The 13998-nt window shown below is 56.7% G+C and carries 16 protein-coding genes and 1 tRNA gene; 9 read left to right on the top strand and 8 right to left on the bottom strand.

Annotated features, from left to right (window positions below):
- Positions 1–26 precede the first annotated feature (26 nt).
- Positions 27–584, bottom strand: a complete 558-nt coding sequence (locus tag Z946_RS0114250; protein ID WP_025056403.1) for a tetratricopeptide repeat protein — start codon at positions 582–584, stop codon at positions 27–29.
- Between the two features lie 74 nt (positions 585–658).
- Here Z946_RS0114250 and Z946_RS0114245 point away from each other — a divergent pair, with 74 nt between their 5' ends.
- The 5 genes from Z946_RS0114245 to Z946_RS0114225 all read left to right on the top strand — a co-directional run bounded on the left by Z946_RS0114245 (position 659) and on the right by Z946_RS0114225 (position 6427).
- Entirely contained in the window at positions 659–949 is a 291-nt protein-coding gene (locus Z946_RS0114245; RefSeq protein WP_025056402.1) for an SCP2 sterol-binding domain-containing protein, read from the top strand.
- Positions 949–1896: an alpha/beta fold hydrolase gene (locus Z946_RS0114240; protein WP_025056401.1), complete on the top strand. Its 948-nt coding sequence runs from the start codon at positions 949–951 to the stop codon at positions 1894–1896. The genes Z946_RS0114245 and Z946_RS0114240 overlap by 1 nt, the downstream gene beginning before the upstream one ends.
- A 39-nt stretch (positions 1897–1935) precedes the next feature.
- Complete coding sequence (locus Z946_RS0114235) at positions 1936–2949, top strand: ligase-associated DNA damage response exonuclease (protein ID WP_025056400.1); 1014 nt, start codon at positions 1936–1938, stop codon at positions 2947–2949.
- Positions 2946–4544: an ATP-dependent DNA ligase gene (locus Z946_RS0114230; protein ID WP_025056399.1), complete on the top strand. Its 1599-nt coding sequence runs from the start codon at positions 2946–2948 to the stop codon at positions 4542–4544. The genes Z946_RS0114235 and Z946_RS0114230 overlap by 4 nt, the downstream gene beginning before the upstream one ends.
- A gap of 62 nt (positions 4545–4606) precedes the next feature.
- The gene (locus Z946_RS0114225; protein ID WP_025056398.1) at positions 4607–6427 is read left to right on the top strand and encodes a M3 family oligoendopeptidase; all 1821 of its coding nucleotides are present in this window, start codon (positions 4607–4609) and stop codon (positions 6425–6427) included.
- On the opposite strand, the gene Z946_RS0114220 is transcribed toward Z946_RS0114225, so the two are convergent.
- The 4 genes from Z946_RS0114220 to Z946_RS0114205 form a co-directional block, all read right to left on the bottom strand.
- Complete coding sequence (locus Z946_RS0114220; protein ID WP_025056397.1) at positions 6424–7335, bottom strand: glycoside hydrolase domain-containing protein; 912 nt, start codon at positions 7333–7335, stop codon at positions 6424–6426. The two genes, Z946_RS0114225 and Z946_RS0114220, sit on opposite strands and share 4 nt — an antisense overlap.
- Positions 7336–7530: 195 nt before the next feature.
- Positions 7531–7800 carry a DksA/TraR family C4-type zinc finger protein gene (locus Z946_RS0114215; RefSeq protein WP_025056396.1) on the bottom strand — a complete coding sequence of 90 codons (270 nt, stop codon included), beginning with the start codon at positions 7798–7800 and terminating at the stop codon, positions 7531–7533.
- A 73-nt stretch (positions 7801–7873) separates the two neighbouring features.
- Positions 7874–8770: an RNA polymerase sigma factor RpoH gene (gene rpoH / locus Z946_RS0114210; protein ID WP_025056395.1), complete on the bottom strand. Its 897-nt coding sequence runs from the start codon at positions 8768–8770 to the stop codon at positions 7874–7876.
- A gap of 152 nt (positions 8771–8922) precedes the next feature.
- Positions 8923–9957 carry an RluA family pseudouridine synthase gene (locus tag Z946_RS0114205; protein WP_025056394.1) on the bottom strand — a complete coding sequence of 345 codons (1035 nt, stop codon included), beginning with the start codon at positions 9955–9957 and terminating at the stop codon, positions 8923–8925.
- Here Z946_RS0114205 and Z946_RS0114200 point away from each other — a divergent pair.
- Positions 9956–10249: a DUF6476 family protein gene (locus tag Z946_RS0114200; RefSeq protein WP_037969209.1), complete on the top strand. Its 294-nt coding sequence runs from the start codon at positions 9956–9958 to the stop codon at positions 10247–10249. The two genes, Z946_RS0114205 and Z946_RS0114200, sit on opposite strands and share 2 nt — an antisense overlap.
- A gap of 166 nt (positions 10250–10415) precedes the next feature.
- On the opposite strand, the gene Z946_RS0114195 is transcribed toward Z946_RS0114200, so the two are convergent.
- Together Z946_RS0114195 and Z946_RS0114190 are read right to left on the bottom strand one after the other, a co-directional pair.
- Positions 10416–10492: transfer RNA gene (locus Z946_RS0114195), tRNA-His, on the bottom strand.
- A gap of 77 nt (positions 10493–10569) precedes the next feature.
- Positions 10570–11052, bottom strand: a complete 483-nt coding sequence (locus Z946_RS0114190; protein WP_025056392.1) for a GNAT family N-acetyltransferase — start codon at positions 11050–11052, stop codon at positions 10570–10572.
- Positions 11053–11132: 80 nt separating this feature from the next.
- Between Z946_RS0114190 and Z946_RS0114185 the strand changes: the two genes are divergently transcribed.
- Positions 11133–11327: a DUF6324 family protein gene (locus Z946_RS0114185; RefSeq protein ID WP_025056391.1), complete on the top strand. Its 195-nt coding sequence runs from the start codon at positions 11133–11135 to the stop codon at positions 11325–11327.
- Between the two features lie 23 nt (positions 11328–11350).
- On the opposite strand, the gene Z946_RS0114180 is transcribed toward Z946_RS0114185, so the two are convergent.
- Positions 11351–11821, bottom strand: a complete 471-nt coding sequence (locus Z946_RS0114180) for an MmcB family DNA repair protein (protein WP_025056390.1) — start codon at positions 11819–11821, stop codon at positions 11351–11353.
- Between the two features lie 111 nt (positions 11822–11932).
- Between Z946_RS0114180 and Z946_RS0114175 the strand changes: the two genes are divergently transcribed.
- Positions 11933–13234 (top strand): hypothetical protein, encoded by a 1302-nt coding sequence (locus Z946_RS0114175; RefSeq protein ID WP_025056389.1) that lies wholly within the window; start codon positions 11933–11935, stop codon positions 13232–13234.
- Entirely contained in the window at positions 13231–13998 is a 768-nt protein-coding gene (locus Z946_RS0114170) for a COG3904 family protein (protein WP_025056388.1), read from the top strand. The genes Z946_RS0114175 and Z946_RS0114170 overlap by 4 nt, the downstream gene beginning before the upstream one ends.

Genomic DNA, 13998 nt, shown 5'->3' with positions numbered 1-13998 from the left:
CCTTGGTTCGACACGTCTGTCCCCGATCAGAGTTCGCGGCCAATGCCGTCGCGTTTCAGCCCGCTGAGCGCTTTTGCAGCATTCTCGTGATTGGGATGGATGGCCAATACCTGACGATAAAGTTTGGCAGCTTGCCGCAAATTACCGAATTGTTGAAACATTACTGCAAGTCCAAAGATCGCTTCGTAATGGTCGGGGTTTAGCGCAAGCACTGTTTCAAGATCATCCAGCGCAGGACCGTAAAGATCGGACCGGAAATACGCTTCTGCACGGGCGTGGAACCCTTCGGCAAATCGGGGGGCGTGATCCGTGAGCGCCGTGAGATGCTCAATAGCGAGACCGTAGTCTTCCTCGGTCAACGCTTCGCGTCCCCGCCGCAAAAGCAAGTCCATCGCTGCAGACCCGGATTTCGCCCACTCAAGCTTGATTTCCTTGTTCAGGCGGGCGGCCTCTGCCGGATCAGCATTTTTCAACCTATGCAAGAGTTCTGACGTCGCAGCATCCGCGAAACCTGTGCTGCATAGCAACACAGCGGCGCTGAGTGCCGTAAGGTGACGTTTGAGGTTGACGGGTAAGATGCGCATAACAACAGTGAATGTAACAGGCTGCCGCCACAAATCCAGACGTGCCGGCACCATTTTGCCAAAAAGGGCGTACGATGAGCGATATTATTGACCAGGCGGTTGTGGCACTGAATGAAAAGTTGGCGGGGGCCGATTTTGACGGCACAGCCAAGTTTGACATTGAAGGCGAAGGTGCCGTGATGATGGACTCCACCGGAGCCCGTGCTGCAGACGAAGAAGCCGACGTGACGTTGAGCGCAGATGCCGACACTTTCCGTGAAATCCTTGAAGGTGAATTGAACGCCACCTCCGCCTTTATGACCGGCAAGCTGAAAGTTGACGGTGACATGGGCATGGCGATGAAGCTGGCTTCTGTACTGGCCTGATGGACCTGACACCGGCCCCCCTGTTTACCGATGTGCATCCCGGCCCCGAGGGCGGGGTTGCGCATTGGGCGGTCACCTCTGATCAGAAACGGATCAGGGTCGGTCACTGGCCTCTCGAAGGGGCGAAAGGCACCGTGCTGCTGTTTCCCGGTCGCACGGAATATATTGAAAAATATGGCGTCACAGCGCGTGATCTTGCGGCACGCGGATTGGCCACTATGGCTGTTGACTGGCGCGGACAAGGGCTTGCGGACCGCCTGATCCCCGATCCGCTGATCGGGCATGTAGAGGCCTTTACCGACTATCAAAAAGACGTGGCCGCGATGATGCGGGCCGCGCGCGCACTGCATCTGCCGCGTCCTTACTTTCTGCTCGCGCACTCTATGGGGGGCTGCATCGGCTTGCGGGCTGTGATGGAAGGCATGGGCGTTCAGGCTGCGGCATTTACCGGCCCGATGTGGGGCATTTACGTCAAACCGCATCTGCGGGTGCTGGCAAAAACTTTGGCCCATGCCATGCCGCGGATCGGCAAAGGGCATGGCATGCCTCCGGGCACGGTCAAGGAACCCTATGTCATAGCAGCGCCTTTCGAAGACAATATGCTTACCACTGACCGCCAAATGTTCGATATGATGCGGGATCAGCTGGAGGCTCACCCCGAATTGTCGCTTGGTGGACCAAGCTATGTCTGGCTGCGCGAAGCCTTCGCGGAGACCAACCACTTGGCCGGCCGCGCTGCTCCGAATCTGCCCTCACTCACGTGGCTGGGCACAAACGAGCGCATTGTCGCCCTGCCCCCGATCCACGAACGGATGGAGAATTGGACCGGAGGGCGGCTTGAGCTGGTTCAAGGCGCAGAACATGAGATCCTGATGGAGCAAGAGGCCATTCGCGTACCTGTTCTTGACGGCCTCGAACAGCATTTTCTGGGTACAGTCACAACCTGACCCCTTTGCAAAGCGCAAGTCTGCCTTACTTCTTCTGGCATGACACGCACACCCGTTCTTACCTTCACAGACAAAGGCATCTACTGCCCCGCCGGTGATTTCTATATTGATCCATGGCGGCCCGTTGACCGTGCGCTGATTACGCACGGCCATGCGGATCACGCACGTTGGGGGATGGGGACATATCTTGCCACTGACATCGCTTTGCCTGTTATGCGCCACAGACTTGGGGATATTTCGGCTGAGAGCATCGCATATGGAGAAGTCCGTAAGATCGGTGACGCCCTCGTTTCCTTCCATCCGGCAGGCCATGTGCCGGGCTCCGCGCAGATCAGGGTAGAAGTTGCAGGCGAGGTTTTCGTAGCTTCAGGCGACTACAAGGTTATCGATGACGGGCTAAGCGACCCGTTCGAGCCTGTGCGCTGCCACCACTTTATCACCGAAAGTACCTTTGGTTTGCCTGTTTTCCGCTGGGCACCGCAAAGCGACATTGCCGCACAGATTAACACGTGGTGGGCCGGTTGTGCTGCGCAAGGAAAGACCGCGTTTCTGGGCGCTTACGCCTTGGGCAAGGCGCAGCGGCTCATGACAATGCTGGACCCGAATATTGGTCCGATCCTGACCCATACAGCGATTGAACACACAAACCGGATCATGCGTGATCAAGGCATCACATTACCCGATACAGTTCAGGCAGATGCAGAACTGGTTCACAAGGACCACCCCGGCGCAATCGTCATCACGCCACCCTCGGCGATGGGCAGCGCTTGGGCGCGGAAGTTCGGACCGCAAGAGACTGCTTTTGCCAGCGGCTGGATGGCTGTGCGCGGTATTCGCAGGCGCCGTGCAGGTGATCGCGGATTTATCATATCGGATCATGCCGACTGGAATGGCCTTCTGTCCGCCATCAAAAAGACGGGCGCGGAAAATATTTATGTAACACATGGTTATACTGATATCTTCATGCGATACTTGAACGAAAACGGTTGGAATGCTCAGGTTGTACCGACACAGTTCGAAGGTGAATCTCTGGATCAGTCGGAGGACGCATGAAACGTTTTGCCGCCCTCTTTAACGCCATTGATCAGAGCACAAAAACAACTGTCAAAGTTGCAGCACTTGCCGCCTATTTTGTGGAGGCGGAGGATGACGATAAGCTTTGGACTGTCGCGCTGTTTTCCGGTCGGCGCCCCAAGCGGGCTGTAACCGCGACCCGCCTGCGGGAATGGGCTGCGGAAGTCGGTGAGGTGCCGCTGTGGTTGTTTGAGGAAAGCTACGCCATCGTCGGTGACTTGGCGGAGACTATTGCCCTCGTTCTGCCGGAGAATGCTGCGGTCAGCAACCAATCCCTGTCGCAGTGGATCAGCGACCTGCGCAGCCTTTCCGAAGTCGACGATGATGCGCGGAAGGCATTCGTTTTGCAGGCATGGCGACAGCTTGGCGGCACTGAGCGGTTCGTCTTCAATAAGCTGATCACAGGCGGTTTCCGCATGGGGGTGAGCCAGAAACTGATGACCCGTGCCTTGGCGCAGGCGACCGGTAAACCCGAGCCTGAGATGGCGCACCGTTTGATGGGGAACTGGCACCCTGATACCGACACGTGGCACAGCTTGATTGAGGCGGAGGACGCAAGTGCCGACGCCTCGCGTCCCTACCCCTTCTACCTCGCTCACGCGCTCGAAGACGGACCCGAACCGCTGGGAGAGCCTGAAGATTGGCGCGCGGAATGGAAGTGGGATGGGATCAGAGGTCAATTGATCCTTCGGGATGGTGATTACTTTGTCTGGTCACGCGGTGAGGAGTTGATGACCGACCGTTTTCCGGAACTGGTCAGCGCCATAGATCACTTGCCTTCAGGGACCGTTTTGGATGGTGAACTTCTGGTTTGGCCCGCTCATAAAGAGAAGCCCTCATCTTTCAACGCGCTACAAGCCCGGATCGGACGCAAGACGGTGCCAAAGAAGCTATTAGCGGAAGCGCCGGTTGTGTTGCATGCGTACGATCTGCTGGAATGGCAAGGAGAAGACATCAGGCAGCTGCCTTTTGCAGAGCGCCGTTCGTTACTTGAGGCGGCATGCGCTGACCTACCAGAAGATGCGCCGGTCAAGCTATCACCGCAGCACCGCTTCGAGGATTGGGACACATTGGCCAGCCTACGAAGCACTGCACGCGACGAAAACGCCGAAGGCCTCATGTTGAAACGTGCGGACAGCCCTTACCTATCGGGCCGCAAGAAAGGCGACTGGTGGAAGTGGAAACTTGATCCACTGACCATAGACGCCGTCATGATTTATGCACAGTCCGGCTCCGGTCGGCGCGCGAACCTGTTCACCGATTTCACCTTTGCTGTACGCAATGGCGATGATCTGGTGCCTTTCACAAAAGCTTATTCAGGACTGACTGACGCCGAATTCCGCAAAATCACTGCTTGGGTCAGGAAAAACACGCAGCAACGCTTTGGTCCGGTGCGGCAAGTGACGCCCCACCATGTGTTTGAGATCGCGTTTGAAGGCATTCAGGCCTCGAGCCGTCACAAATCAGGCGTGGCCCTCAGGTTCCCGCGAATGAAGCGTTGGAGGCAGGACAAACCGCTGGCGGAAGCAAATACGCTCGACGATCTGAACGAAATGCTGCGCATCTACGGTTGAGCAGTGGTTGTTCCCGCCTGTCCGCGCGCTTAGATACCTCGAAACACAATATAGGATGACACATGTTTCAGCTTCCCTTCCCCGTTCGTGACGCCAATGCTGGCGGTGGCTCCAAAGACCTTGGAAATCTGCCGGAATGGGATTTGAGCGATCTGTACACCGGTGAAGACGCGCCCGAACTCAAACGCGATCTTGACTGGCTTGAGCAGGCCTGTGCCAGTTTTGCCGCCGATTATGAGGGCAAGCTGGCTGAACTGGACGCTGGCGGGCTGCTTGAATGCGTGCTGCGTAATGAAAAGATCAACCAGATTGCCGGAAGGATCATGTCATTTGCCGGTCTAAGGTACTACCAGCTGACAACAGATGCAGGCCGCGCCAAATTCATGTCTGACGCGCAAGAGAAGATCACCAACTTCACCACACCACTGGTGTTTTTCACTTTGGAATTGAACAAGCTGCCGGATGACCATCTCGACACGCTGTTGAACAAGAACGCAGATCTGGCGCGATACAAGCCGATTTTCGACCGGATTCGCGCGATGAAGCCCTACCAACTGTCCGACGAGCTTGAGAAATTCATGCATGACCTCGGCGTTGTCGGCGATGCGTGGGAGCGGATGTTTGACGAGACGATTGCAGGGCTCGAGTTTGAGGTGAATGGCGAGGTCATGGGCATCGAAGGTACGCTCAACCTGCTGACAGACCCCGACCGCGCCAATCGAGAGGCGGGTGCCCGTGAATTGGCAGAGGTGTTCGGCGCAAACGTCAAAACCTTTGCCCGCGTGCATAATACGCAAGCGAAAGAGAAAGAGATCATTGATCGCTGGCGTGGGATGGAAACGGCGCAGACAGGTCGTCACCTGAGCAATCAGGTAGAGCCGGAAGTGGTTGAAGCGCTGCGCGACGCAGTCGTCAAAGCCTACCCCAAACTTAGCCACCGGTACTACGAACTGAAGCGCAAATGGCTGGGCCTCGATGTGATGCAGGTCTGGGACCGGAACGCGCCACTGCCGATGGAAGACCCTCGCATTGTTGATTGGCCCACGGCCGAAAAGATGGTGATGGACGCCTACACCGCGTTTGATCCGCGCATGGGCGAGTTGGCAAAGCCTTTCTTTAACAGCGGCTGGATTGATGCGGGTGTCAAACCGGGCAAGGCACCGGGCGCTTTTGCGCATCCTACAGTGACAGACGTGCATCCTTACGTGATGCTCAATTACTTGGGAAAACCTCGCGACGTCATGACCCTGGCGCATGAATTGGGCCACGGCGTGCATCAGGTTCTGGCCGCCGGCCAAGGCGAGATGTTGTCATCCACCCCCCTCACACTGGCAGAAACTGCAAGTGTCTTTGGTGAGATGCTGACTTTCCGCAAGATGCTCGATAACGCCAAATCCCAAACAGAGCGCAAGGTGCTGTTGGCAGGCAAGGTCGAGGATATGATCAATACGGTCGTCCGCCAGATCGCGTTTTATGACTTCGAATGCAAGCTGCACGCAGCACGCCGGAACGGAGAGCTGACCCCTGACGACATCAACGCGCTGTGGATGTCCGTGCAGGCCGAGAGCCTTGGGCCAGCCTTTGAGTTCATGGACGGGTACGAGACTTTCTGGGCTTACATCCCACACTTCGTGCACTCACCCTTCTACGTTTATGCCTATGCCTTCGGTGATGGCCTCGTAAACGCGCTCTATGCTGTATACGCAGAGGGAGAAGAGGGTTTTGAAGAGAAATACTTCGACATGCTCAAGGCGGGCGGCTCAAAGCACCACAAGGAGCTCTTGGCCCCCTTCGGTCTGGACGCAAGCGATCCGGCGTTCTGGGACAAAGGTCTGTCGATGATATCAGGCTTCATCGATGAACTGGAAGCGATGGAGGATTAATCCTTCCACGCATAACAGCCAATGCCGTCCCGCTTCAGCGGCCTGCTGAACGGGACGGCATAATCGGTCTGCGTGTTCCATTGCCCGTAGTCCGGCGTGCGGGCATTCACGGTGTTAAAATCAAATTGGAAATCGCCACCAGTGCGGAATTTCCAACCTTTGCAAACTGTCGTTAATTCTTGCCGCATCACCCATTTTTGGGAGGCATTAAAGCTGTCGTATCCTGCCAGCCCCTTGGATTGCGACAGCCAGCAGTAGTCCGCCAGACCCAACGACAGCAGATGGTCACAGACCAATCCGCCCCCGTAGGCACCCAGCTTGAAGCGCAATCCGGTCTGGTTGCCAAAGTTGTCAAATATGTTCTTAAGATCGCGGAAATACGCCTCAATTGCGGGCAACATGTCATGCGCACGATGTTTTCCCAACGTCCCCCCGAAAAGCGCCGCGCCCTCGATACGGTAAATTTCGTAGAATGCTTTGTGCTTTCGGTACGCCCCTGCGCCCATGCTGCTTTTTAACGTCGCCTCTCGTGATGCGCTGATCGCGCCCCCGCTGCTTTTGGCGTACTCGTAATTCGCGGATTCGAGCGCCCCATCAACACCGTCGACACCAAAATAGATCGCCGATCCGTTGGGTTGCCCGTTGGCCAGCGCAAGCTCGATTGCGCGCTGTGCGTCTAACGTACCACGCCCCGGTGTCACGAAGGTCATGGGATTGTCATTGTGGTGTTGGAACACCGCCAAGACACTAAAGCCAGCATCGAGGATGGCGCGGGTCTCTTCTGGCACAAGTGTTTTGCAGGGCAACGTTTCTGCGACGTTATCGTAGTAGCGGATGATCGTATCGACCCCCATGCCACGCAACGCCGCCATTCCCGAGGCACCCCCGCGCGGCGTCAGTTCAGTCATCGGGTGAGAGGCGTCTATTGCAGTAAAGCCTGCATGCGCCTGACACGCAGGACCAGCCAATAGTCCACTTGAAAATGATGAAAATAAGATTGATATCAGAGCGGTACGGATAGACATTAAAGCTTAACCTGAAGTTAATGGAAGTGCCGAGCAAATGAATTCACACCACTCTAACACAAACCACGGCGCAGGTCGCTACTTCAACTGACTGTCCTTTGATCCACGCCGGTTAATGCCGCCGCGGGCTTTGAACTGAGCGTCACGCTCGTTCACACAATCAATACACAACTTCACTCCCGGCAGCGCCTCACGCCGGGCCTGCGGGATAGGTTCCTCGCATTCTGCACAATGGGTGCGGCTTTCCCCTACCGGTGCCTTTCGCGCCTTCAGACGCGCCAGTTCGTCATTGATCGAGGCTTCGATCTGCTCGCTGACCGCGCCGTCTTTTGCCCATCCACCAGCCATATGCATTCTCCAAAAAACGAAACCCTGCCCACTTACGTAGGCAGGGTCTATGTCAGTTCAAGTTAAGCGAAAATCAGGCTGTTGCCATCATCCCCTTTTCCTTGGCCAGATCACGCATCCGCTTTTGTAGCTTTTCAAAAGCGCGAACTTCGATCTGGCGAATACGCTCGCGGCTCACATCATACTGACCTGAAAGGTCTTCAAGCGTGATCGTTTCATCCGACAGGCGGCGCTGTGTCAGGATGTCCTTCTCACGATCGTTAAGCACATCCATCGCCTCAGCAAGCATTTCGCGGCGGGTTTCTAGCTCATCACGTTCGGCGTAGTCACCAGCTTGATCGGCATCTTCATCCTCAAGCCAGTCCTGCCATTGCATGGTCCCCTCGCCTTCGGAGCCGACCTGTGCATTCAGGGACGCATCACCGCCCGACATACGCCGGTTCATAGAGATGACTTCAGCCTCGGTCACCCCAAGTTGCGTCGCAATGGTTGCAACGTTCTCAGGACGCAAGTCGCCCTCTTCAAGTGCACCGATCTTGTTTTTGGCTTTCCGCAAGTTGAAGAACAGCTTTTTCTGACCGGAGGTCGTACCCAGCTTTACCAAGGACCAAGAACGCAGGATATATTCCTGAATGGATGCACGGATCCACCACATCGCATAGGTCGCAAGCCGGAAGCCTTTTTCGGGATCGAAGCGTTTGACCGCCTGCATCAGGCCTACATTTGCTTCTGAAATGACTTCGGCCTGCGGCAAACCATAGCCGCGATATCCCATAGCGATCTTTGCCGCCAATCGCAGGTGGGATGTCACCATTTTGTGCGCGGCTTCAGTGTCTTCCTGCTCGACCCAGGCTTTGGCGAGCATGTATTCCTCTTCCGGTTCCAGCAGCGGAAATTTACGAATTTCCTGCATATAGCGGTTCAAACCACCTTCTGGTGTTGGGGCCGGCAGATTTGCATAATTTGCCATGTGTCGTCCTTTCCCTCAATGCCCGATGTTTACGGGCTTAACATGCATATGGGTTTGTCGTGTCATGGTTACAAGGTTTGACCCGCCTGTTTGGTTCATTTTGTGGGCACAAATATGAACACAACGTTACACGAACGCGCGAGCCGCCCCGCTTAAACAGCCAGTCGCACGATATCTAGCAGGTCGGTCATATCTTGTGGCAAAGCCGCCTCAAATCGCATGATCTCGCCCGAAACCGGGTGATCAAACCCAAGCACCGCAGCATGCAGGGCCTGCCTTTTAAAGGCTTTCACCGCATCAGCAGCGATGTCTGGCAGGGCTGCTTTTGGCAGCTTGCGTTTGCCACCATATGTCGGATCCCCGACAAGGCCATGACCAGCGTGCGCCATATGAACGCGGATTTGGTGGGTGCGGCCCGTTTCCAGCCAACATTCCATCAAGGCGAGTAGCGGCGGCGTGCCGAAACGTTCGACCGTGCGCGCGCGGGTTACGGCGTGGCGGCCCCCGTTGAACAACACAGCCTGCCGCTGCCGATCCGTCTTATGGCGTGCAAGTTGTGTGGTCAGCTTGAGGATATTGCCCGGCTCGAATGAGGCCCCCTTGATCCCGCGCAAACGCGGGTCATTGGCATCCGGCACCCCATAAACCAGCGCTTTGTAGTACCGCTCAACGGTGTGTTTTTCGAACTGCTTGGCCAGACCGTGATGCGCGGCATCAGACTTGGCCACGACCAACAAGCCGCTGGTTTCTTTATCAATGCGGTGCACAATGCCCGGCCGCTTCATGCCACCCACGCCAGAGAGGTTGTCGCCGCAATGTGCCATCAGCGCATTTACCAGCGTGCCCGATGGCGATCCCGGCGCAGGGTGCACCACCATACCCGCGGGCTTGTTCACCACTACCAGATCAGCGTCCTCAAACACGATATCAAGCGGAATAACCTCCGCCACGATGTGGCTTTCTTCTGCTTCTTCCACACCAATCTCGACCAGCTGTCCTTCGCTCACGCGGGCGCGCGGGTCCCGCACCACCTGTCCGGCGATTTTGACAGCTCCTTGCTCCAACAGTTTTCCAAGACGGGTGCGCGACAGGTTCGCGTCCTCTGGCACATCACGCGCAAGCGCCTTATCAAGGCGCGAAGGCGGGGCTTCGCCGAAAACAAATGTAATGGTGCGGTGCAAAGACATGGATGATCCGATTGAGCCTGCAAACCTGCGGTTTCTGCGGCGGTTGGTGACGGTTCTGACCGCCGTGATGATTTGCGGCGTTCTAGTCGTGATTGGTCTGCTTGTCACGCGCCTGAGCCGCGATGCACCGGTTTTGCCCGATCAGATTGCTTTACCAGTCGGTGTTGAGGCGCAGGCCTTTACCCAAGGGGCAGACTGGTACGCTATTGTGACGGACACAAATCAGATTCTCATTTACGATCGCCTGACAGGATCTTTGCAGCAGACCGTAGAAATCGACCAAAAACCATAATCCCTTCGCAAGAACCCGCGGGTACGAGCGGTGAGACGGGACAGAGGTGCAACAACAGACGATGCAAGTGATGAGGTATCTCGAATATCAATCGGGTCGAACCGCGCCTTTGCTTTGCAAAAGCTCTTTTTCGAAACTTCCAACGATTTCCTGAAACTGTTGGAAGTGGTACCGCCTCCCCGGCTCGAACGGGGGACCCCTGGTTCCACAAACCAGTGCTCTAACCAACTGAGCTAAGGCGGCACACGCGGTCGATTTAGCTGCCACTGCTATGGATTGCAAGAGCCAAGCGGCAGCGAAATGTCGAACCTTACAGAAAATCAGAGTGTGATCTGCCAATGTTGCTCTACAAGATCCTGCCCGAAAGATTTCACCGGTTTTGAAGAGATCAGGGACCAGCCCGTCTTTGCATAAAGCGCGCCCGCTGCCCGGTGAGATTCGTGCGTCCAGAGTGTCATTGATTTAAATCCGCATGACTTGGCGAAGCCCATGCATGTGGAAAGCAACTGCTTGCCTAAGCCTTGTCCGCGCGCGTCTTCGGTCAGCAAGAACAGTCGGAGCTTCGCGGTCTCGTTGTCAAGCTTCACACAAAAGATGCTGCCCAGACGCTTATCCCCCTGACAGGCAATCCAACCGGCTTCACACTCAGGGTCGTGATCTGCGAGATAATCGTCAATAATTCCCGCCACCAGCACACCGAACCCTTCGTCAAAACCCTCCGCACGCGCATAGTGATCGCGGTGTTCGCGGACCAGCCAGTCGCGGTCCTCGGGTCCAAATCTACGAATCGAGATATTATCCATACTTGATGATGCGCTTCGCACCGCTTGCCTTTCAAGTGTCCGCAGGCTAGCGATACCGCCCATCAACTGCGGAGTGCATCATGGGCATTAACGACGAACGCGATATCGAAGCGAACCTGCAAATCGGCCCGACAGATGCGGGCATGGTCCGGCTGTTTGTTGAAGGAAACGGCATCGAGATTCCGATGGATTTCACGCCCGAAGAGGCATTGGAAATCGCGGAAGAAATCACAGCCGCTGCGAACCGGGTCAACGGGGCCGCAAAAAACCGCTAAAGCGGATTTGCGGCACGTCTCCTCTAGTCCCGCGCAGGCATCATGTCAGGGTCGCGCAACAAATGCAGACGCCGTGCCGCATGCACTGCGAATTTCTGCACCATCACTTTGCGCCTTGCAGGCGGTAGTTTCGTTTCTGGCCCCATGCGGATGATCTCTCCGCCGTAGGCATCCCCGATGATAAGGCCTGTTTCATCCGGCAGCAGTTCTGTCGGAAAGTCTTGATCCACTGCCCAAAAGAACCGGTCCGCCCATTCCAGATATCCTTGCCATTTGGAATCGGAGGTAAAATCCGCACGGCAGGATTTGCATTCGACGACCCAGATCTCACCTTTGGGCCCAAGCGCCATGATGTCTACGCGTAGTCCGCGCGTGGGCACCAGTTCTTCAACGCAAGCAAAGCCGTGACTGACCAGATGTCGTGCCACGCCACGCGCGAGCAACTGGCCGGGTTGCGGCGTAACGGAGGACGGATTGAGATCTACAAAAGCCATGTGTGAAATTATGAACATTTCGTGAACATTGGCAAGTCCTGTAACGTGCAATGGTATTCCTGCCCATCCCTCCTATCTTAAGAGGCGGGTAATGTGAGGCAGGGAATCAGTATGACAGCGTCCGACGAAAACGCGCGCGGCGTGCGCTATGCGCAAGAGCTTGAGGGCCACCTTAGCTGGCTCGATACCTTTACGGGGACGGCTTTGGGCGTCTTGGCGACAGCTTCAGGCATCTACACCTACCTCGGCGTTTCTTCCCTGTTAGACGATAATGGTGCCATGTCAGCCTTTGCCGCCATCGCCTATTCGGTGGCCGTGTCGGTGGGGATCTTTGTGTTCTGGTCTTACATGCTGCGGCTTTTCCCTGCTGTGCGCTCTGCCAGAGCGCGGACAGGCCTTCTTGGGGCAATGGCGCTGGGATCGCTTGCAATTGTTGCCATGTCCAGCTGGCTGAACGCTGCTGCCCTTGCGGGTTCCGCAGCGGTTGAACAGCACCTTGCCCGCACGGTGCAGGAATACCAGTCGTCGCTCGAGCGTGCCCACGAGATTGCCGTGTCAGCACAAGGGCTTGAACGTGATGTCTCCCGCGTGCGGCAAAGCTTTGAGGACCTGAGCGAACAAGAGGCCACCGGCAATCTCTCCGGTCTTGCGGGCCGTGGTGCCGTTTTCCGTGTGCTGCGCCAGAAATCGGCCGAACTCGGCAGTCTGGAAACCCAAATTGCCAGCCAGACGCCGCTGGTAGAACGGGCTTTCACCGAGGGGAACCAGATCCTGAGCCGTATGCGAGCACTGACGGTCGAGCCCGGACCGATCGAAATCCGTTCCATTGAGTTTTCAGAGCAATCGGTGCGCCTTGCCGGTCTCATCACCCAGTTGCGCCAGCTTTCTGTCGCTCCACTGGTCGAGCGTGCCGCGCAGGATCTCGCCGCTTCGGTGGTGCTGCCCGAACTTGACGCAAACTCTGCCGAGACCCGCGGCACACAGACGGCCACCATTACATCGGTACTTGATGTCTTGGCGCAGCGCGCCACCACGCTGGAGCGGGCAGCCCAAGCCGTTATGGCCATGCCGCCACCAACCGAGACAACCTATACGCCTATTTCAAGCGCGGATGCGGTCATTCTTTATGCCCGCAACTTTGTCCCGTCCTGGGCAGGTGCCATCGCGATCGACCTGCTGCCTGCTGTGTTGGTGTTTATTCTGGCCATCACCCAGTCGGCAATCCGGTCAGGCCGCAATGATTCATCCGTAGCCGATACGCTCACCTTGGCAGAGTTGCGCGCGGCGATGACAGCGATGCGAGACGTCGACCTTGGCATGAAAGGCGACGCGAGGGACGTGCGAACCGCGCGGTCCTCAGAGCCTCCTCCGACCGAGCCAACTGTTCAGGTCACCTCGTTGAAGACCAAATGAGTACCGCAGAGAATGTAAAACCCCGCAACCCGATTGCGCGTGTGCTGGGTGGTATTCTGTTTTTTCAGATCCTGCTGGGCGGCCTGCTTTTCTGGGGCGACCTGCGTAACGGATTGAGCTTGCCCGGTTTCGGCCCCCGCGCACCCAGTCTGACCGAACCGATCCGCCCCGGCGACCAGACCAGACGGTACAGAGAGGATCGCGCCCCGTCTCCGGGGCAGCCGATGCCGGATACGGCTTTGCCTGACCGGCTGGTGCTGACAGTTGTTGAAGCAGGTCAAACTGTGCTGCTGGAAGGCTCAATCGCCGGTGGTGACGGTGCACGCATAGCCAAGGATATCGCCGCCCTGCCCCAGCAACCGCAACGCATCATCCTGAACTCGCCCGGCGGTTCTGTCTCGGATGCACTTGAGCTGGGCCGGTTTATCCGTGCCGAGGGGATTGAGACAAGAATGCGCGAAGGCGATATCTGCTACTCCGCATGTCCCTATGTTCTGGCCGCAGGCACCGTCCGCGACATCCCCGAAGGTGGCTCTGTTGGCGTACATCAACATTATTTCGGGCAAAGCACCCTGTTGCCTGCCTTCGTCGCTGTAGAGGATATTCAGCGCGGTCAGGGGGAGGTCATGGGATACTTGGACGATATGGGCATCGACCCGCTGGTCATGCGTCACGCACTGATTACACCACCCGACGAAATTTACGTGCTGGTTCCGGCAGAACTACGCGAATACGGATTTATCACCGAACCGCAAGAGAGTTGA

Origin of the sequence: Sulfitobacter noctilucicola (assembly GCF_000622385.1) — a bacterium.
GTDB classification, from domain to species: Bacteria; Pseudomonadota; Alphaproteobacteria; order Rhodobacterales; family Rhodobacteraceae; genus Sulfitobacter; species Sulfitobacter noctilucicola.
This window is presented reverse-complemented; position numbering and strand designations above follow the sequence as displayed.

Bases quoted from the DNA above. Each gene is read 5' to 3' on its own strand.
- Z946_RS0114250 (WP_025056403.1), bottom strand. From the start codon at position 584: ATGCGCATCTTACCCGTCAACCTCAAACGTCACCTTACGGCACTCAGC.
- Z946_RS0114245 (WP_025056402.1), top strand. From the start codon at position 659: ATGAGCGATATTATTGACCAGGCGGTTGTGGCACTGAATGAAAAGTTG.
- Z946_RS0114240 (WP_025056401.1), top strand. From the start codon at position 949: ATGGACCTGACACCGGCCCCCCTGTTTACCGATGTGCATCCCGGCCCC.
- Z946_RS0114235 (WP_025056400.1), top strand. From the start codon at position 1,936: ATGACACGCACACCCGTTCTTACCTTCACAGACAAAGGCATCTACTGC.
- Z946_RS0114230 (WP_025056399.1), top strand. From the start codon at position 2,946: ATGAAACGTTTTGCCGCCCTCTTTAACGCCATTGATCAGAGCACAAAA.
- Z946_RS0114225 (WP_025056398.1), top strand. From the start codon at position 4,607: ATGTTTCAGCTTCCCTTCCCCGTTCGTGACGCCAATGCTGGCGGTGGC.
- Z946_RS0114220 (WP_025056397.1), bottom strand. From the start codon at position 7,335: ATGACTGAACTGACGCCGCGCGGGGGTGCCTCGGGAATGGCGGCGTTG.
- Z946_RS0114215 (WP_025056396.1), bottom strand. From the start codon at position 7,800: ATGGCTGGTGGATGGGCAAAAGACGGCGCGGTCAGCGAGCAGATCGAA.
- rpoH (WP_025056395.1), bottom strand. From the start codon at position 8,770: ATGGCAAATTATGCAAATCTGCCGGCCCCAACACCAGAAGGTGGTTTG.
- Z946_RS0114200 (WP_037969209.1), top strand. From the start codon at position 9,956: ATGGATGATCCGATTGAGCCTGCAAACCTGCGGTTTCTGCGGCGGTTG.
- Z946_RS0114205 (WP_025056394.1), bottom strand. From the start codon at position 9,957: ATGTCTTTGCACCGCACCATTACATTTGTTTTCGGCGAAGCCCCGCCT.
- Z946_RS0114190 (WP_025056392.1), bottom strand. From the start codon at position 11,052: ATGGATAATATCTCGATTCGTAGATTTGGACCCGAGGACCGCGACTGG.
- Z946_RS0114185 (WP_025056391.1), top strand. From the start codon at position 11,133: ATGGGCATTAACGACGAACGCGATATCGAAGCGAACCTGCAAATCGGC.
- Z946_RS0114180 (WP_025056390.1), bottom strand. From the start codon at position 11,821: ATGGCTTTTGTAGATCTCAATCCGTCCTCCGTTACGCCGCAACCCGGC.
- Z946_RS0114175 (WP_025056389.1), top strand. From the start codon at position 11,933: ATGACAGCGTCCGACGAAAACGCGCGCGGCGTGCGCTATGCGCAAGAG.
- Z946_RS0114170 (WP_025056388.1), top strand. From the start codon at position 13,231: ATGAGTACCGCAGAGAATGTAAAACCCCGCAACCCGATTGCGCGTGTG.